Consider the following 19,028-nt stretch of genomic DNA (forward strand, 5'->3'; position numbering starts at 1 on the left):
TTATCAATTACAGTGCAACCACACTATAAATCATGGTTTGATCATTCACCTGCACCTTGTAGCTTCCGCTTACAGAAGTGTAGATATCAGACCCACCCTGCTCCAAGTCACCATCGGAGTCGCTATCGCCGTAGTTTTCAGTCCAGTCAGCATTAACATCGAACTTGAAACGCTGCTGGGATTGGCCATCAAAATTTACCTGGATTTCCCAGGTATTGTCGGCAACTAATTCCATAGCGTCAGCACCCCAACTATTTGGTGTGCCACGGAAATAAAGTGAGGAAAAGTTGGATGCGTAACTACCACAGTCTGCACAGGTCAGGCTGTAGCTCAGGGTTTCATCATTTACCTCAACAATATAGGTACCTGATACATCGGTGTAGATATCATCCCCACCCTGCTCCAGAGAACCGTCCGCATTGTTATCCCCGTAGTTTTCAGCCCAGTCACTGCTGACATCAAACTTAAAGCGCTGGTTACTGCTGCCATCAAACACCACAGTGGCACGCCAGGTATTATCTGCAACCAGGGTCATCGCCTGAGTGCCCCAGCTATTGGGCGTACCGCGGAAATTTAATGCCGTAAAGTTTTGAGCATAACCAGCATTGGGATCAGTCACGGTAATGGTTGCCGTAGCACTATCGGTCAGGCCATCGTTGTCAGTAACAGTGACTGTCTCGGTATAAGTGCCCGCACTGGCGAAGCTCAAAGTCGTCGAGGAAGAACTACCACCACTGCTCCAGCTATAGGAAACCACACTACCGTCGCTATCAGTAGAGCTGCTGGCATCCAGGGTGACACTCTGATTGACTTCTACTGTGCTGGATACTGGAGTCACACTTGCAGTGGGTGCTTGCTGGGAAGAGACCTCGGTGATCGAATAGGCCAGAGTCTCATCATTTACTTCAATCAAGTAGTTACCGGTTACAGAGGTATAGATATCTTCTCCGGTTTGATCCAGCGTGCCATCAGCACCATCGTCACCGTAATTTTCGGCCCAGTCACCATAGATATCCAACTTAAAGCGTTGGTCTGCCTGGCCATCAAAATTGACCACCAATTGCCAGGTATTATCTGCTACCAATTCAAAAGCCGTTGCTTCCCAATTATTTGCTGTGCCACGGAAATAAAGGCTGGGGAAACCTGTACCAGAACATTCATCACCACAGGGACCAGATAGCTGCCCACCGTGAATGGCAGCAGCGGAATAAGCTGCAACATTGAAAGTGGCATAGCCATTGCTGCCTACGGAAATAACATCGCCACTGCACTCATCATCTCCCGCCAGGACATTGCAGTAGTCCCCTGCAGGAAGGCCTGTATACAGTGTCTGGCTGAAAGAATTACCCTCGTTATTGATAACGACATAGCCTTTATCACCGCGTCCAAAGGCAATCTGGTTATCTCCGTTATCCCACCAATTTTCCATACTGGTGCCATCGGTATAGTTACGGAAACCCACCATATTGGCAATATTGCCCCATCGGTGCTGACATATCCATTCGTTGTTTTCACAACTCTCCGGACCAGTATTGGGGGGACCAATATCCGTATCGGTAAAGTCATAACCTGACATTACCTTCGGATAGCCATAGGGGTGTGCCAGCATAAAAACGTTGGCCAGGTTGTACTTGTAGCCATCGTGATAGGTCAGGTTACCGCCGCCACCGTGGCCACGCTCACGATCGTGGTTGTCGATAAAGTGAACTGCATCGCTGGAAGATAAAAGTCCCCAACTCTCGCCAATACTGGCAAGATTTTTAATTTGGCCGTTAAAATTACTCGCCACATCAGTGCCGTACTTAAACTCAGTCACACGGCCCAGGAAAGTGTAGTTGTACGGCTGAATCTCAGAAGCTTCGCCAGCTGCGCCGATAACTTCAGAAAAGATCCAGGGATTGCCAGCTTTACTCATGATGCCGTACATATCGCTGGGAGACATGTGCTTAACCGCATCTACACGGAAACCATCAACGCCCATACCCTGCAATTTATTTAGGTAATCGGCCAGGGTCTGCTGAACATAAGTGGAACCAGTATCCAGATCCGGAAGTCCAACCAAGCGGCAGTTCCAGACATTATTGGCATCACTATAGTTATCGACGGTGCACTCCGAATGATAATCCCAAGAGGAAAACTCTCCAGGGTGATTCAACAGTGTCCACTCGGTGCCGCCTGAACCTGTACCACCGCCATTCCAGGCCGCAGTATGGTTGATCACTACATCAGCATAGATTTTCACACCCGCCGCATTACAGCGACTGATCATGCTCTGTAACTCAGCCTCGGTACCGCTGCGGCTGGTCAGGTTAGTGTAGGAAACCGGCTGGTAGCGCGCCCACCAGGTGGTGTGGCTGATATGTTCATGGGGCGGGGAGATCTGTACCGCATCAAAACCTTTTGGCCCCAGGAACTCCTCACATTCACTGGCGATATCATTCCAGCTCCATTCAAACAAGTGTACAAAGGCTGTACCTGCGCTGGCATGGGTACTGGACATGGCTCCGAGTACGATACTCGCGCCTCCCAGAAGCCCTTTTAACGGAAATTGTTTTTTCATTTTAGCTTTCCTTTTTCTCTCATCTTTAGTCGTTATCTTTTTTGTATAAGGAGAACCCCAGGAGCAGTTGCCCACCAATGATTAATGGCTCTCCATTTCTACATAAATAGGGTCAACCTATAAGCACGCCTTTTCCCAGGCACTTGCAAATACTTGGATTGCATTCGCCCCACAGTAGGAGCTAGAAATATTCTCCTCAGGCGACACAACCAATAGGCATTCGCTCAAGAAAAGAATTTGTGGGAAGCACCGAAAGCGGCGAAGAAAAGTTCAGGCTTATCATCACAGGTGACCATTTATTATTTTTTGCAATTCAAGCCAGATATTTGGAAACCCCAACTACGCAGTATCTAAACTGCTGGATTTCAATACCCGGCCAATTGATCACTCATCCTGAGATATCCACAGACCACCAAAGGCATCAATAAACCGGTAGTGTGTGAACAGATACCGAACAGCAGCGGTAATATGCACCTCCTGTGCTACTGCAAACCCGAAATTACAACTATTCGGGCATTTGGAAGGCTAATAATCAGTGCTTGAGAGCACATCCTCCCTATAGGGGGCGTAGTAGATATTTGTGCTACAGGTCTAAATAGCGAAGATAATTTGGCTTTTAAGACCAAAATTTAAACAGATGGGAAAACAGAATCACTCACAACTCTAGCTTTAAATGCTTGAAGTAATGACGGTATGTGAGCACTTCTTAGCGATGACTCTAGATAGATAGAAATTAATACTCCAGATATTTCTTAGTTATTCCATGAGCATAATCGCAGTGTTCATCAAACTCACTTACAGGCCAATCTCGAAACTCCAGTAGATCCTGACCTATTTCTGATATCTCATCAGATAGCTCAAGTTGAGCCAACCAGTTTGCAAGAATTGCACCCACACCCTAATTGGCACCAATCAGGATTCCGCTAATAGAGCCTGTAGAATCTAAATCGCCATCGTGATTAACAGCCATCAGCAACGCTTCTTTGAAGCTTGGAGCTTTAGGGGCACAGTAAACTGAAATAACAAGAGCCTCTTCAGTCGCCCAACCTTCCCCCACCTGTTCAATCGCCCGACCTCAAGGTCTATCTCCACGAGCAAGCTCTTCAGCCAACTCTATAGCTATAGCGTCTCCATATGATTTGGATGTTTACACAGCTCCGTTATAGCTGTAGTAATGCCTTATTTACCGTAGTCTAGAGTAATATTGCATCAAGGATATCGAGAAAATCGACATAATCCTGCATTATGTGCGCTGGGCTTACAAGAAATTACTCGACTGTTCGACAAGTGTAAATGGAGGCAGTAATTGAAATTTAGCAAGCGGCAAGTAACTTTTCTTTCACTTGCCTTATTATCTGGATTTGTTGCATGGTACGCACTCGGTGCTGCATCTTCTTGTGCTCATTTTGATATTAAAGATTTTTGCAAAGGCGTATTTACTGTTGCACAAGATGAAATGGTGCTAAGCGAAAAGTTAAACTGCTTCCGGCTAGTCGAGTTATCTAGTTCGCTATGCGACTACACTTTCAAACTGGGTATAGGTGCGCTAGCCCTGGGTATATCGACGTTAATAATTAGCATTAGAGAATTAATCTACTCAAATGTCGTAGACAACTGGAATATCGAAAATTCATAATAAATTAATGAAAGTCACTCCGACAGGGCTGGAGCTTCACTTCGCAGTTTCTCTGTAACGCTTAAACCTTTTATAGTGCGTTATGAGCCAAGTAGAATGAATAAAGAAATTGCTAATTGATAACTAGCATATAACTAGCCAATGAACTACACCTCTGCGACATTTCAGGGCTTACATTTTGTTTAACTACGTTTTAGGTACCCAGTACGGCTACCTTAATGGTCAGGAACTGGATTTGTGTCAGTTCAATCAGTAGCTAAAAATATATAACAAACGACGGTACAAATACATGTTTTGCGTTTTGATCTCTCTACCAGTCGCTAGCAAGAGGGACGGGCGTTAAACATAGAACCTTTCTAAAAACACTTCAATTTGTCACTTAAACACCCAAATCACTAAGTTTATCTACCTACCTCCTACAGTAGATGTGGCAATCTGCCATACAAAACCTGCTATGCATCTAAGCTATTGCGGTAGATAATTTTGATTAGTTCCTCAGACTGAAGGCTCAAGTTTTGGCATAGTGTATCTGAAGGAAATTGCCTTACAACTTGGCACCATAGCTTCATTCAAGTGTGATCTCACCTTATCAGTAGAGAAAGTAATGTATTTTCCTTGTAAACTTACCGGGCAGTGAACATGTAGTTCATTCCATCTGCACTAACTATAAAACCGCTCAGCCGGTAACTGAAATAGACAGCTAGGGCTCGATCCCTACTGTGAAGCTTCAGCTTTTATATTCAAATTAAGGGGAAAAGGATGAAATTTTTCAAAGGGATAAAGGTATTTTGCCTTGCAGTGACACTTTCAGCTTTATACGGATGTGGTGTCGCACACGTAAAAACAGACGTTCAAGCGCAAAGTTTTGAAGACTATAAAAATATATTAATACAAGACGTAAGGGTGTACTCAAATGAAAGTGCAGCCAAAAACAATAGTGCCCTACAGGAAAAAATGAAAAGTTGGGAGCTCCATACCCGCAGTGAACTCGAGGAATTTGCCAGAGAGAGCGATTATCAACTCGTCAATTCCTTAGATGAAGCTGAAGGTAAGACTTTGCTCGTTGATCTTGATGTGAAGGTTCAATACGGAAATCGCGCATTGCGCTGGGCTGTTGGCTTTGGCGCAGGAAAGGGAGGCGTTGACTCTGTCCTGACTGTTAAGGACTCCGAAACCGGTGATGTTAAATACAAGGCTCATGCCGATAGTGATCTGTCCGTGGGCGGTGCAGGTGGAGATATTGGCGCTGTACTTAAGAAAAATATCAAAGCGCTCATTGACCAGTATCGGGAAGTCTAAACCTTACGAATTGAGCACTAGGGACGCGCGTATAGTGCGCGCTCCCTCTTCACCGGGTAAGTTTCTTTGGGAAAGACTAAAAGAACCGATCACGGCTTAACTCAAAGAGCCTGTAGCCGATAGTTACTTATGGTGTTGTAGTTAGCCCCCACTCTCTAAGTAATTCCAATCCCAACATACTCCAACCAGCTCTCAATAACGCTACCAGGCAAGAATACATTTTGAATTCTGGTCACCCGCATTTTGGTTCTAGTAGGGCTTGCACGCGCTACCTATAAACTTGATCTACCTCAATACCTCCACCCCCAACTTCGCCATTATGCGCAACAAAATTATTCGATGAGATAGGCGCCAAATTCGACAAATGGGACAGTCAGGTACTCGGGCTGACCACCCCATCATGATAGATTAGACCTCTTGGTCAACTGCAGGTCGCACTGGCCAGTAACACGCTTAGTTGAGGAGAAAAAATGGAGCAGCAAAGCACCGTATTCGTTGTAGTGGACCCTAACGATGAGAAGCATGTAGCTCTGGAGCGAGCCCTGATCACTTCACGTGGACGCAATCCTCAGCCGCGACTGGCTGTATTCGTCGCAGTTGATGGTGAAGCGGTGGATACCCGTGCAGTTAACGACCACCTATTTCGCGATGAGTCGTGGTTCCGTGAACAAATTCGTGAACCCATCTCAGAAGCTGGTCTTTCCTGTGAGATCACTGTTTGCTGGTCCAGTGATTGGCAGGCGGCCATCGTGCAGGAATCAAAGCGTTGCAACGCAGAAATGATCTACCTACCAGTACACGCGAAGAGCAGCCGTCGCTTTACCTTCGCCGAATCCAAATGGCGAGTCCTGAAAACAGCGCGCTGCCCAGTAGTATTGATTCGCCCTGGCGCCAAGGACGAGCGCAAAGTTGTATTGGCTACCGTTAACTACCAGGCAAAAACCCTCGAGCAGCGCGAGCTCAATCGCCAGATCAGCGAACGCGCGACCTATATCGCAGGTCATTACGGAGCAGAGCTACACCTCGTAAACGCCTTCCTGGATTCCATGCTCTACCCAGATCGCGGTGCTTTGGCCAAGCTTGCCGATAAAACCGGTGTCCCCACCCATCGCATTCACGTAAAGCGCGGCTATACCAGCGATGTTGTTGAGGAGGTGGCCCGTGAGATCGATGCAGACTTGGTCGTGATGGGAACCATGAATCAGTATGGCGAGACCGGTTCATTCCTGCGTGGCAATACTGCCGAGCGTGTAATTGGCCAGTTGGACGTTGATGTGATGGTATGTAACCAGTTCACCACAACAACAATGAACAACGATTAAGTCATCCCATTTTCAAGGATGCTGAAAGCCCCAGCAGTGCTATCTGCAGGGGCTTTCTTTTTTGGATTTACTGCGATTTAGCCGATAGTAGTAGCAGAGTTCCCTCGGTATCGAAATTCACCCTGCCATCCTCAACTTTGGCTCGCTTGCCCGAATAGTAATCGGTCAGTTCGATACCATCGGCAAACACACCTTTAACTGATACGCTCTTCTCACCCGCGGACAGTTCCATCGCCACAACTACCGGCTGCTCACCAGATAAGGTGCGGGAGAATGTATAAGGCTTATCCTCCAGCTTCTGGTGTACACCAGCTCCAACTGCCGGGTGCGATCGACGAAACTGCCCCAGCTTCTGCCAATGAGCCAGCAATGCACGGGTTTCCGGCTTTTCCAAGTCATCCCAGTTCATATTGGTGCGCATAGAGGCGTCGCCGAATGCGCGATCATCAATCATGGGGCGCGCCAGTTCATCACCGTAATATATCTGCACTGCACCGGGCGCCAACATCAGTTTACTTGCGGCACTCAGTGTGTGCTGGCGCTCGCGGTCAAATGAGTGATGGTCATCGTGGGAGCCTAGATAATTTAGGACACCGAGCCCTTTTAGTTCACCACTGTTCAAGGAGGAGGAATAGCTGGAGAAAATATCCTCCGCTGGCTTGCCCGCAACCTGGGCAAAATCAAAGTTAATCAGGCTGTCAAAACCGTACTGATAAAAGTCTACTTTCCGATCGCTATAATCGTAAGAGCGACCAACACTGGGACCAAAGTTGTTAACGCCGAAATGGTAAACCTCACCCACCATAAAGAAATTGCGATCGTCCAATTTCTTCTTCGGGTTCTCAGCCTTCCACTCCGCCAGGGCTATATCCGCTTCGTTTTTCAGTATTGCCCAGGCTTGTGGCTCTACATGTTTGACGGTGTCCACACGAAAACCATCGACACCGTATTCACGCACCCAGTCGGTTAACCACTTGATCAGGTAATATTTGGGGGCGCGGGGATAGCCAGTGCGCTCGAAAAAGGCATCCAGTTCACGCTGCTCTTGCTGCAGGCGGCCTTCTTTTTTCCACTTTGCCACCAGTTGCGGCGGCAACTCGACATCTTTCTCGCTCTCCGTGAGGATATCCGTCAGGTTCGCGTGAATTGCACACTCAACATTGCCGGCATAGTCAGACCAGTCGCATTGCTGGCTATTGCGCAGCCAACTCGAGGGCCATCTGGAATCCTGTTCAGTGACTGGCCCGGTGTGATTGAGAATTACATCCAGCAATACGCGAATCCCCTGGCTGTGAGCTACCTCAATCAATTCTGCCAGTTCTGCTTCGGTGCCAAAGTTGGCATCTACGGCAGTCCAGTCCTTAGGCCAGTAGCCATGGAAAGCGTAGGTGCGTTTATCGGACTCATTGTAGCCATGGATGTTCTCAATCACCGGGGCCATCCAGATAGCATCGACTCCGAGATCATTAAAATACCCCGCTTCAATTTTCTCGATAACGCCGCGCAGATCCCCTCCCTCAAAGCCACGCAGGTATGCCGCATCGTCTTTGCGACCGTAGGGGAAGTCATTGCTGCGATCGCCGTTATTAAAACGGTCCGGCAACATAAAATAGACTGTCGCATTGCGCCAAAAAGGATCTACCGGCTCTGCAGCCACGGCAGCTTGTACACCACCCAGCATCAGGCCAATCAATAAGCTGGTGAATTTTCCCATTGTTCTCTCTTTTATTCGCCGCTCAGAATCAGCAACCACCCGCATAGCGGGTGGTATGGTGAAAGCCCCCAGAGGGGGCTTGTTACAATCCCGCCAATTGCATCTGCTCTTGCCGGCGTTCTTCAACCTCTTGATTCTTGATGTACTCTCGAATCATCTGCTCATCAAGCCCTACTGTACTCACGCAGTAGCCCCGAGCCCAAAAATGTCTTCCTGTGAAATTTCTCTGTACATGCTTGTACTTCCGAAATATCCGGATCGCAGATTTCCCTTTCAGAAACCCAACCGTATTGGAAACACTTATCCTGGGAGGAATCATTAACAACATATGAATGTGATCCCTCATTGCGTACCCCTCGACCAACTCAATGCCTTTTTGACGACACAAGTCTCGGAATATTGCTCCAATCTCACGTCTCAATGCCCCAACTAACGCTTTCTTTCGATACTTGGGCACAAATACCACATGGTACCTGCAATAATGTTTCACGTGAGCTTGGCACTGCCAATCTCGCATATGGCCTCCTTAAAGAACTTGCCGGTTCATGGAGGCCATATTTTTACTCTGCACGCCGGAACGGCAGAGCCTTGTCAAGTCTCACCGCCAGAGGCGGTGGTTTACCCATGTATTAATTATTCAGAAGCTCCCCAGGCCACTCTAATAGGCCCAGTAAATCAAACATCCTCCCGCGCGGGGGCGTAGGTGCTGCGCAGGGTATAAGACCGGCAATAAGGTTGTGCAATTACCCCATAGTAAAACTATTTTGCGAGCGGCGCTTTTGCAGAGTAATGTAAAACCAGCAGATCGCGAGAAACCGCAGCGCTTTGTCGTGGTCCAAGCGTCACATTCTGTTAGCAGTCAAAGGAGGCAGGGAATGTCGGAACAACAATCTAGGCAAGGGTGGATCATCGGCATTATTGTGGTGGTCGTTGTCGCTGCAGCAGCCTATTGGCTCTGGACCGGCGAGGAAAAGAAAAAAGAAATTCCCACTATCGGTGTTGTCGAAGAACCCCAAACTGCTCCCGAGCCAGAAGCCCTGGCACAACCTGAGAGCCAGGAACCAGCCCAGCCGCCCGAGGAGCCGGTCATTGAAGAGGAGCCCGGCAGAGAGCCGCCTCCCCCCCTGAACGAGAGTGACAAGGCCGCATATGACGAGTTAATGTCCTTGGCACCCGACGGCGCCCTGTCCCGCTGGCTGGTACCCGACGAAGTAATACGTAAATGGGTGGCCGCTGCCAATGCAGCATCCCGTGGTGAGCTGATTCACAAGCATCGCCCGCTGAAAACCATTCGCGGCCCCATCACCGTTACCGGGTCATCCGCTGAGGGCTACCAACTGTCCCCGGAGAACTATCGCCGTTACGACCAACCAGTACGATTGTTCGCACTGGCTAACACTGATGCCATCATTACTTTGTATCAGTACTGGTACCCCCGTTTAGCTCAGGCCTATGGCGAGCTGGGGATTCGCAACAAGTCATTCCACCAGGTGGTGATTGGAGCAATCGACAATGTACTGGCAGCGCCAGATGTTGAAGGCCCTATTCAATTGATACGCCCGTCGGTGTATTACAAATTTGCCGACCCAAAACTGGAAAAACTCCCTGGAATACAAAAGCTGATGATCCGCATGGGCCCCGACAATGCAGCCCGGGTTAAGGAAAAGCTCAAAGAGATAAAGGCTAAGCTCGAAGAAATGCCCGTTCAGGAGCAAACCCAATAAGCAGATCTCAGGCCACTCAGCTTACAAGCTGGGTGGCCTCCCACCTTTAAGATTCGGTTGTTTTTTAACCATTTCATCGCCTGGACACAACAAACCCTGCCTTCATCAATTTGAACCGCCGAAAAACTTATTCAAAACGCCAGCGGTCATACCCATCCGATACTCAGCCCATAGCCATTGGGGTATATTACCGGCTGTTCACTAAACGATCCCAACACCAAGCGGCAACAGGCACTGCCCTATAGGGAAAGATCCAGGGTTCAACAGGAGCGAATCAATCGTAGGGTGCCCTGCGTGCCCCTTCTGCTTACTCCCCACCCAAGATCTATTCTGTCTCCGCCGGTATAGGCTGTAGATAACAATCGAGGCTCATTTTGAAATATCGTTCCTTCGGCCAAATTCTGGCTGTGACTCTCTTATTTGCTGTGTCGCTGGCCCAGGCTACCCCTGAAATTAACATAGCCCCAACACCCACTTGGGTGGATGCCGTCGACCTCTCGAGTAGTGTCACTGCACCCGAAGGCAGTGTTAGGTATCACCTGAGTAACTCCCAGATATCCCATACGAACGAACAACACCAATACTATTTTCAGTTGGTGATGGAGCCCCTCAATCAGCAAGGGGTTAAACAGGTATCGGAACTGAACATTAGTTTTTACCCCGCATTCCAGCAGCTGGTCGTCCACGAAATTACCGTCACCCGCAATGATCAAGTGATTGATCGCCTGGAAAAACAGGACTTCAAGTTATTCCAGTCTGAGCAGGAACTGTCCAGCAAACTCTACTCTGAAATGTGGAATGCGCTTTACATTCTTGAGGATATCCGACCCGGTGACCAAATCTCCTACGCTTATACGCTCGAGGGAAGCAATCCTATTTTTGAACGCGGGGATTTTGGTACTTTCTACCTATCATGGCCAGATGCCATCGACAGGCGCTATGTAAAAATTACCAGTGACAACAAGCTCAACTACCGTTTTAACAATGAAAAAGTACCGGTGAACGTTACCCGCAATAACGGCACTTACCAGTACACGCTGGACCTGAAGCAGGTGTCTCCGATACTTCAGGAGGGGGAATACCCTCACTGGCATGACCCATTCAACTACATCCAATATTCAGGCTATAACAGCTGGGCTGAAGTGAACGACTGGGCAATGACACTCTACGATATTGACCTTTCCCTGCCAAAGGAACTCACCCGACAATTGGATCAATGGCGTGCAGAGGAAGGCCTTGAGAGAGCGGTCAGCAAGGCTATTACCTACGTTCAGGAGGATATTCGCTACTTTGGGATCGAGTTTGGAATCAACTCACACCAACCGCGAACGCCGAGAGAGACTTTGGATAAGCGCTATGGCGACTGTAAAGACAAGGCCATATTAATAACCGCCATGTTGTCTCACCTGGGGGTTAACTCTTACCCCGCTTTGGTGTCTTCAGGACGCGGGCGTGACCTTGCCAATGATATCCCCTCTCCCAGTTCGTTTGATCATGTAATCAGCGTCATTGAACTCAATGGACAAGATTATTGGGTTGACGGCACCGCTTCCGGACAGGGCTCTAATATCAAGAGTAAAGGCTTCTTTGATTATGAATTGGCACTCCCCATTCGAAAGGGAACCCGAGCATTAAAACAAGTAACCACGATTTATCCCGCCAATGGCACTCTGCAACTGGATGTCACCGAAAATTTTGAAATCAATGCCAGTGCCAATACCGCAGGGCTAACTGTTGAGTCCACCTACAGCGCTCTCAAAGCGGAGCAGATGCGTCAATTTTTCCAGTCAGCGGACTCTGAATACATAAAGAGTAATTACGCAAACTTTATGGCAACTTACTACCCCGGTATTGAAATCACATCCAATATCAAGCACCAGGACAATCGGGGTGAAAATATACTTCAGGTATCGGAGCTATATGAGATCAGTGATTTTGCCGAGTTGAACTCTGCCCGGAAGATTTTCTCACTGTATGGCTCCAGTATCGCCTCTTATATTACCAGCCCCCAGAAGCGTATTCGCCAGAGCCCATTAGCGCTGGCACATCCTGTGGATATCAACCACAAAGCAGTAGCCAAAATTACTGGAGAGGTTTTGTGGAGAGAGGAATCCCAGGATCTACAGATAGAAAATCCCTGGTTCACCTTCTCCAGAACCTCCGATCATATTGGCAATAACATCTCGGTGAACTACGCCTTTAAATCCAAAGCGGACCATGTCCGCAATACGGATATTGCCGAGTATATGGAGCAACTCGATAAACTGGATGAAGCACTTCAATATCAGTTCTGGGCCAAGGGCGATAATTCGAATACTCAGGAAACCAGCAAGGCAATGAAAAACCTGGTTAAGTCACTGATCAGGAAGTAAATAATGAAAAAATTCCTTTTTGCCCCCGTTATTTACTTACTGGCCTCTTGTGCGGCCCACACTTCCATCGAACCCGGCGATAGTGAAATAAGGCTGCTAACCGAACAAATTGCTAGCGCTCCAGATAAAGTTGCTTATGAGGATTTCTGGGTTGCCTATCTTGAGTCTCAGCAACCCCTGAATAATATCGCGGCCAGAGAGCGCTACCAGGCGGAGCTATCCGCGATTGAATCTGGGGATAAGTCTTGTGAAGCCGTGGACTGGAAGGCCGTAACAAACAACAACATCCTGTCACTGACGCCCCATCTCAGCGCTGCAGAATGCTATGAGTCTGTGGGACAGTTAGAAGCCGCCAACTACCATAAAAACCTGTTTGAATTTATTGCTACTGGTATCCTTTCCGGACGCAGTGGTGAGTATAGCTATAGTGCCTTTGAGGTCGGAAGCTGGGCAGATGCAGAAGACCTGCTCACCATATCCGGCTATGAAATTATTGATAGCTATTTTGAATTTGCAAATAGTCGCAATGCTATATACCGCGTATATAACGTAAAGGAAGTAGGCGGCTATCAGGTATCGAAAATCTACTTCGATAATGCCCGCTTTCTACACCGACTGCTCGCGATCCGGTATCCATTTGCCGGCACATCGGATCAGCTATATGCCGATATTATCCAGATATTAGCCTCTACAGACTATGCTGCTCGACACGCCGAAGGCATTGTGTTTCATGCGGAGGGTCAGTATCCACAGGCTGAACAAGCTTATCTGGACGCTATTGTTATGGGATCCATTTCCGCCAATATCAGTTTAGGGCGGCTGTGTCTCAGTGGCAAAACTGAAAAATTTGCAGTTAACGAGTGCGCACAATTATTTGTTGCTGCTGCGGACCTGGGCCTCGAAGAGGCGAAGATTTACCTAGCCTATATAGCCTTTATGGGCCTGGGAATTGACCCAGACAAAGAATTAGCAACTTCACTACTTTCCAGTGCCGAACAACACCTGAGGAAGGGCCAGGCGGAGTACGAACTCTACTCCCTTTTTGCGTCAGAAGAATTTAACTCAGCTAACGAATCCGGTGCTGCACAATTCTTGCAAGCCAGCGCTAATAAAGGTTACCCCGTAGCCCACTTTACCCAGGCTATTGGTTACCTTGAGCAGAATAATTACTATCAATTTGAAAAGCTTATTCAAAAAGCTTCCGATAGTGGCTTTTCACCAGCCCAGTTTTTTTACGCCAGCTACCTGCTGGAGGAGAAAAAAGAAATCAGTGGGGGCATGGCACTTCTCAATGAGGCCGCAATTGCAGGAAACCCCGCCGCACTCTTTGAGAGAGGGCGTATCACACAACTAGGCGCCCATGGCCAACCGGTTAATATCAATCAATCTATCAGGGACTATCAAGCTGCGGCATATCGCAATCATCTTCCTGCACAATTAAAAATGGGGATCCTGCATTCCAAGAATATTATTGCAGATGCCAACGCCGATATTGCCTATGCCTGGTATTTATTGTGTGGACGGGCCGGCCACCTGGAGTGTATTACCAATATGGGTTACTCCGCCGAAAATGGTTATGGAGTGGAACAAAACCCGACTCATGCAGCACAACTTTATAGGCTCGCAGCTGCAGAAGGCTCAGCCAACTCCAGTGCCAGGTTGGCCGGACTCTACGAGGCAGGTAACGGAGTAGAAAAGGACCTGGAACAGGCAATCTATTATTACACTCAAGCAGCAGAGAGGGGATTAGCAAGTGCTATGAATAAGCTGGGGCTCATATACTTGGACTCCGGTAGTGATTCTTTCCATAACTATCCCGAGGCTCTTCATTGGTTCGAGCAGGCAGCGAATCAAAATTCAAAGTATGGATACTTTAACCAAGCCCGTATGTATGAACAGGGGCTTGGTGTAGAAGCTAATCTAGATCGAGCAATGTCACTCTACGAGGAAGCCTCAAAGAGAGGGCATGGTATAGCTTCACTAAAAATTGCTGAGGCCTATAGTCAAGACGAAAATCCAGGCAAAAACCTTGATCAGGTACGTTACTATTTGAAATTGGCTACTGAACAAAGTGACGACCAGCAGTTGAAACAAATCCTGGAAAACTGCGCAAACACAAAAGATTGCAATGTCTCACACTTAAAACAGTTTCTGAGTGGACTCTCTGCAGAATAAGATTATTTATGCGGTCGACTATTCACAGCGAATAGTTGACCGCGTTCAACCTTCTTTTGCCAACAAGTTCCTAAACCACTCTTTTCCTCACTTAAAAATCCCCAACTATTTTTCAGCCTGTTTTCTTTAGTTTTATTGGCAAAAAATTCCTAGGTGCGATCGATAGCACCATTTTTTGCTCAAGTAAAAAATCAGCCTCAAAAGCAAGCCAACCATCACAGATTATGACTGACAGCTCTTTATACTCCGCGCCAATTATATTTGGTTTAACGGATCTATCGAGGCGATATGACCTATTCACTGAAGTTACTCACAGCTATCAGTTTATCTGTATTTCTTACTGCTTGCGGTGGGGGCGGAAGCTCCGATGACAACGAACCTGACGATACTCCAGTAAGCAACGATAGCGATTCAGGGGCAAACTCTGACGGCGATGATGACGATGGCAATACTGGCTCTGATGATGACAGCTCCAGCTCTGATGATGATGACAGTTCAGATTCGGATGATGACGACGGCGATGACTCCCCTAGCATAAGCGGTGACAGCGGCAGCGTCAGTGAAGATGTCGAGACAACGGTTTCTGGGCAACTGGTCGATGACTCAAACAGCAATCAAACCTTTGAATCCGGAAATTTTCAAGGGACTTACGGAGAGCTTGAAATATCCAGTGATGGCAGCTGGACCTATACTTTGGACCTTGAACTATCCGATCCAATTGCTGGCTCAGAATTAGTGACCGACACATTTAATATTGGTATCGGTTCCAGTGATTCAGAAGCCACTATATCCATTTCCATAACCGGTTACGACGATGCCTACACGTTCAACCCCGCCAGCCCACTGGCCACTTTGATTGTTGAAGGTAAGGAATTTTCTTCGGGAACGTTCCTTTTGGAGGATGTCGATGGCAATACTCCGGAGTTTGTCGAGGAAACACTTAACGGATCCTACGGCGATTTCAAGTTATACAGCAACGGAGATTGGGAATACAGCCTGAATGATTCTGCAGACAGTTTAAACAATGGTGAAACGACAGAAGATACCATTTCATTTCAACTTAGCGATGGCACTACTCAATCGATTACCTTCTCTGTCGTCACTTTAGAGCCTGATGAAAGCAGTATCGTATTCATTTTCATGAACTTCTCTGATGCCGTACCTACAGATACCACTGATATCTCTGATATTGCAGATATGGTCTTTAACGATGAAGACTCTCTCGATAATACCTACCTAAAGAATTCATTGGGACAACTAAAATTCCTGCGCCATCGCATCAGCGACAGCTCCCTGGAACATTACTGCTATGGAGAAGGTAGCAATGAAGATAGCTCCATTGACTGTATCAGTTACAACATTCCGGATAACCAAGACGGTGGCACTTTAAGCGTTGACGATGCGGCAGCCCGCTCCAGCCAGGGAGGAGAATATACAGACGGAGGATACACTTGGCGTGACAATGCAACAGAATGGGCAGAAGCCAATTTAGTTGATAACAATAACAACCCTATCAACCTAAGCGACTGGCGCCACCGTGTTTACATCTACCCGCCAAAGGCCAAGAGTGCTGGGCTGGTTGGGGCTGGTGTCGCCTCTGTTGGTGGTAAATGGAGCATCGTTACCGCTTATACAGACCAGATAATAATGGGCCATGAACTTGGCCACAATATTGGACTCAGCCATGCCGGCAATGATGACAACAATGATGGCGATACCTTCGATAGTGGCGAAAGCGAGTATGGAACAGATGGGAGCTTTATGGGGAATGCCTGGACTTCGCGCTTATTTGGCAGTGGTCACCGAGAGTACATGGGCTGGTATGATTTATTCCCCGAATATACCCAAACGGTAACCCAGACCGCCGGCAGCACCGAAGAGGTGGAGATTGAGGCTATTGAGCTGACTGCGGGAGAGCTCTCAGGAAACCTGCCCCAGCAGCTGAAAGTTGAGAGTGCGGGTAGTCAGAATGGAGAAGACTACTACTACGTGAACTACCATGTAGGCCATGACATACTGAACCCATCGTCTCATATGGAAAATTCAGTATCCATTCATTATCTCGATAATAGACTCTTTAACCATGTAGCAGAACTCAAGGAACCAGGAGATAGTTTTACCGACTCAAATATTGGCTTAACCATTGAGTTTCAATCTATGGCCGCAGACAAACAGTCGGCCACTATCTTAGTCAGTTACAGTGATTAGACTATAAATCCGTTACCGCAGGATAAATACTATGAAAAAGTTCATTCTAATAGCGTTTGCATTGAGCTTCTCCCTGTTTGTGCAAGCAGAGGAGATTGTAACTGGCACCTTGGAGGAAATTATCTCTGAAGATTTTGAAACGGGAAAATCCGAGCGTAAGTTTTCCCTGAAAGATGAGCAGACTGGCCGCTACTTCTTCCTGAATGCCGATGAGGCCAAGCTCAAAGGTATGAAATCTGGAGATCGGGTTAAAATTCGTGGTGAGCGTGGAGAAAAGCACATACTACGTATAAAAGAATCAGAGAAAATAGAAGTAAAGGATAGCGAATAGCCATTTATTAATTTAAAACGATTCACCTCCCTATCTGATTAAAGCGGAATAGTGCTCAGAGATAACCCGAGCACTATTCCAGATTTTCTTCTACCCCACCCTTAATTGATTTAACTGATCCATGTGCGGCATAAAGTTCAGAGCACAGCGGCGGTTAAAATCCTTGATTTCCTCCAGTTTATATTTGTGTGCAAACTCATTACCTGGACGCAACTGTTCCTGCCCCGGGTAAATCCCCTTGCCAGTCAACAGGCAATTCCAGGATACATTCGGGAAATAGACATCCAGTTTTTGATCCAGTAGTTCATCAGTAATATTCTTGCCTGCCATCCAGGACATCAAGATTGAACGCAGGGAGGGAGATATCTTTTCATTAGAGCCATTGGCAATCCAATAATCCGTATCTGTTCTCGAACTAATACGATAGTGACAGACGATATAGTCCCGCACCGCATCAAAACGAGCGCTGATACGATTATTAAAGTCATCCCTATATTTATCAGTATGATCACCATTGTTATAGGCCTCTATAAAGCGCACTACAGTCTCCTGAACCATATCAAGCGCCGTTGCCTCCAAAGGCTCAATAAAGCCTTGGGAGAGCCCCACCGCCAGGCAGTTCTTGGCCCAGTGTTGGGCAACCCGTCCCACCTTGAACTTTAATCTACGCGCCTCGACATCACTGTCCAGCAAACCCAAGTGAGCGCGAAATTCCGTTTCTGCCTTGTCATCATCGACAAAGCGAGAGCTGTAAACGTAGCCGTTGCCATTGCGATTAGTCAGGGGGATTTTCCAGGCCCAGCCATATTTCATCGCAGTAGAAATAGTGTGCGGTGCATACTCCCTTTCCTGGTCCGTAGCAAATACAACCGCAGAGTCGTTATACAGACTCTCAGCGCTACTAATAAATGGAACTTTCAAGGATTGTTGTATAAGACTTCCACGGAAGCCGGAACTGTCCACATACAGATCAGCTTTGAGAACCTCACCGTCAGTAGTTTTCAGGTGATCAATATTCCCCTGTGCATCGAGCATAGCACCAGCCACTGTCGCCACCTTATAGCGAACCCCTTTTTTTTCGGCAACACCCCGCAGGAACTGGCCCAATAAACCAGAATCAAAATGGTAGCCATAGGCAATTTCAAAAGGGAAGTTTTCTGGTGCGACCGGGGATAATTTTTGCCGAATCATCTCAGTGGCCAGAAAGAAGTGGTCCGGGTGCCCCTCCAAGTCAACGCCCTTCCTGCGCAGGTAACTATTATGAAAAAATGCCGGGATAGTAAATTGGTCAGGCTGGCCAACAAAGGGATGAACATACTCGGTAAAGCCCGGTTTGACCGACCAATCCCTAAAGGTAATACCGACCTTGTAAGTAGCGTTACAAGCAGGCATCCACTCCGATTCGCTAACTCCTATAGTCTCCATAAAACCCTTTAGTGGCGGAGTTGATCCCTCCCCCACACCGATAATTCCAATATCCGGTGATTCCACCAGGGTGATTTCAAACCCTTTATTCTGCCAATGGGTCGCCATCAGATTGGCGGTTATCCAGCCAGCGGTACCCCCGCCAAGAATAATTATTTTTTTACATTGATTGCTCATGGCGACTCTCAAAAATTCGGCACCGCACTTATTTTCGGGCCATTTGATATTTCAAAAAAAAACCGCCCGGCAAGCGTAGCTCAGC

At 47.5% G+C, this 19,028-nt stretch carries 13 protein-coding genes; 8 read left to right on the top strand and 5 right to left on the bottom strand.

Features of this window, described 5'->3' with window-relative positions; genetic code table 11:
- Window positions 1-7: 7 nt before the first annotated feature.
- Both ACG1BZ_RS20875 and ACG1BZ_RS20880 read right to left on the bottom strand, forming a co-directional pair.
- Window positions 8-2,560 (bottom strand): alpha amylase C-terminal domain-containing protein, encoded by a 2,553-nt coding sequence (locus ACG1BZ_RS20875; RefSeq protein ID WP_413663502.1) that lies wholly within the window; start codon window positions 2,558-2,560, stop codon window positions 8-10.
- A gap of 898 nt (window positions 2,561-3,458) precedes the next feature.
- The gene (locus ACG1BZ_RS20880; protein ID WP_413663503.1) at window positions 3,459-3,617 is read right to left on the bottom strand and encodes an ADP-ribosylglycohydrolase family protein; all 159 of its coding nucleotides are present in this window, start codon (window positions 3,615-3,617) and stop codon (window positions 3,459-3,461) included.
- Between the two features lie 249 nt (window positions 3,618-3,866).
- On the opposite strand from ACG1BZ_RS20880, the gene ACG1BZ_RS20885 reads away from it, so the two are divergent.
- From ACG1BZ_RS20885 to ACG1BZ_RS20895, 3 genes are all read left to right on the top strand, one after another.
- Window positions 3,867-4,196, top strand: coding sequence for a hypothetical protein (locus tag ACG1BZ_RS20885; RefSeq protein WP_413663504.1), 330 nt, complete (start codon window positions 3,867-3,869; stop codon window positions 4,194-4,196).
- Between the two features lie 759 nt (window positions 4,197-4,955).
- Entirely contained in the window at window positions 4,956-5,495 is a 540-nt protein-coding gene (locus ACG1BZ_RS20890) for a hypothetical protein (RefSeq protein ID WP_282931061.1), read from the top strand.
- Window positions 5,496-5,965: 470 nt separating this feature from the next.
- Window positions 5,966-6,817, top strand: a complete 852-nt coding sequence (locus tag ACG1BZ_RS20895) for a universal stress protein (protein WP_413663505.1) — start codon at window positions 5,966-5,968, stop codon at window positions 6,815-6,817.
- Between the two features lie 67 nt (window positions 6,818-6,884).
- Here the strand turns inward: ACG1BZ_RS20895 and ACG1BZ_RS20900 are convergent, their stop codons facing one another.
- Both ACG1BZ_RS20900 and tnpA read right to left on the bottom strand, forming a co-directional pair.
- Window positions 6,885-8,531 carry an alpha-amylase family glycosyl hydrolase gene (locus ACG1BZ_RS20900; RefSeq protein ID WP_413663506.1) on the bottom strand — a complete coding sequence of 549 codons (1,647 nt, stop codon included), beginning with the start codon at window positions 8,529-8,531 and terminating at the stop codon, window positions 6,885-6,887.
- A gap of 82 nt (window positions 8,532-8,613) precedes the next feature.
- On the bottom strand, window positions 8,614-9,048 hold the full coding sequence (tnpA, locus tag ACG1BZ_RS20905) for an IS200/IS605 family transposase (RefSeq protein WP_413663507.1): 435 nt from the start codon (window positions 9,046-9,048) through the stop codon (window positions 8,614-8,616).
- Window positions 9,049-9,406: 358 nt separating this feature from the next.
- Here tnpA and ACG1BZ_RS20910 point away from each other — a divergent pair, with 358 nt between their 5' ends.
- The 5 genes from ACG1BZ_RS20910 to ACG1BZ_RS20930 all read left to right on the top strand — a co-directional run bounded on the left by ACG1BZ_RS20910 (window position 9,407) and on the right by ACG1BZ_RS20930 (window position 17,341).
- Window positions 9,407-10,255 carry a DUF3014 domain-containing protein gene (locus tag ACG1BZ_RS20910; protein ID WP_413663508.1) on the top strand — a complete coding sequence of 283 codons (849 nt, stop codon included), beginning with the start codon at window positions 9,407-9,409 and terminating at the stop codon, window positions 10,253-10,255.
- A gap of 374 nt (window positions 10,256-10,629) precedes the next feature.
- Complete coding sequence (locus ACG1BZ_RS20915; RefSeq protein WP_413663509.1) at window positions 10,630-12,627, top strand: DUF3857 domain-containing transglutaminase family protein; 1,998 nt, start codon at window positions 10,630-10,632, stop codon at window positions 12,625-12,627.
- A 3-nt stretch (window positions 12,628-12,630) separates the two neighbouring features.
- Window positions 12,631-14,802 (top strand): tetratricopeptide repeat protein, encoded by a 2,172-nt coding sequence (locus ACG1BZ_RS20920; protein WP_413663510.1) that lies wholly within the window; start codon window positions 12,631-12,633, stop codon window positions 14,800-14,802.
- 288 nt (window positions 14,803-15,090) lie between these two features.
- Complete coding sequence (locus ACG1BZ_RS20925; RefSeq protein ID WP_413663511.1) at window positions 15,091-17,010, top strand: VCBS domain-containing protein; 1,920 nt, start codon at window positions 15,091-15,093, stop codon at window positions 17,008-17,010.
- A gap of 31 nt (window positions 17,011-17,041) precedes the next feature.
- The gene (locus ACG1BZ_RS20930; protein ID WP_413663512.1) at window positions 17,042-17,341 is read left to right on the top strand and encodes a hypothetical protein; all 300 of its coding nucleotides are present in this window, start codon (window positions 17,042-17,044) and stop codon (window positions 17,339-17,341) included.
- Window positions 17,342-17,431: 90 nt separating this feature from the next.
- Here ACG1BZ_RS20930 and ACG1BZ_RS20935 read toward each other — a convergent pair whose 3' ends face one another.
- Window positions 17,432-18,943 carry a tryptophan halogenase family protein gene (locus ACG1BZ_RS20935; protein ID WP_413663513.1) on the bottom strand — a complete coding sequence of 504 codons (1,512 nt, stop codon included), beginning with the start codon at window positions 18,941-18,943 and terminating at the stop codon, window positions 17,432-17,434.
- Window positions 18,944-19,028: the final 85 nt, after the last annotated feature.

It is taken from the genome of Microbulbifer sp. CNSA002 (genome assembly GCF_047324085.1).
GTDB lineage: Bacteria > Pseudomonadota > Gammaproteobacteria > Pseudomonadales > Cellvibrionaceae > Microbulbifer.

Excerpts from the sequence above, each read along its gene's own strand:
- ACG1BZ_RS20925 (WP_413663511.1), top strand. The coding sequence starts at position 15,091 with ATGACCTATTCACTGAAGTTACTCACAGCTATCAGTTTATCTGTATTT.
- ACG1BZ_RS20920 (WP_413663510.1), top strand. The coding sequence starts at position 12,631 with ATGAAAAAATTCCTTTTTGCCCCCGTTATTTACTTACTGGCCTCTTGT.
- ACG1BZ_RS20930 (WP_413663512.1), top strand. The coding sequence starts at position 17,042 with ATGAAAAAGTTCATTCTAATAGCGTTTGCATTGAGCTTCTCCCTGTTT.
- ACG1BZ_RS20935 (WP_413663513.1), bottom strand. The coding sequence starts at position 18,943 with ATGAGCAATCAATGTAAAAAAATAATTATTCTTGGCGGGGGTACCGCT.
- ACG1BZ_RS20900 (WP_413663506.1), bottom strand. The coding sequence starts at position 8,531 with ATGGGAAAATTCACCAGCTTATTGATTGGCCTGATGCTGGGTGGTGTA.
- tnpA (WP_413663507.1), bottom strand. The coding sequence starts at position 9,048 with ATGCGAGATTGGCAGTGCCAAGCTCACGTGAAACATTATTGCAGGTAC.
- ACG1BZ_RS20910 (WP_413663508.1), top strand. The coding sequence starts at position 9,407 with ATGTCGGAACAACAATCTAGGCAAGGGTGGATCATCGGCATTATTGTG.
- ACG1BZ_RS20875 (WP_413663502.1), bottom strand. The coding sequence starts at position 2,560 with ATGAAAAAACAATTTCCGTTAAAAGGGCTTCTGGGAGGCGCGAGTATC.
- ACG1BZ_RS20895 (WP_413663505.1), top strand. The coding sequence starts at position 5,966 with ATGGAGCAGCAAAGCACCGTATTCGTTGTAGTGGACCCTAACGATGAG.
- ACG1BZ_RS20890 (WP_282931061.1), top strand. The coding sequence starts at position 4,956 with ATGAAATTTTTCAAAGGGATAAAGGTATTTTGCCTTGCAGTGACACTT.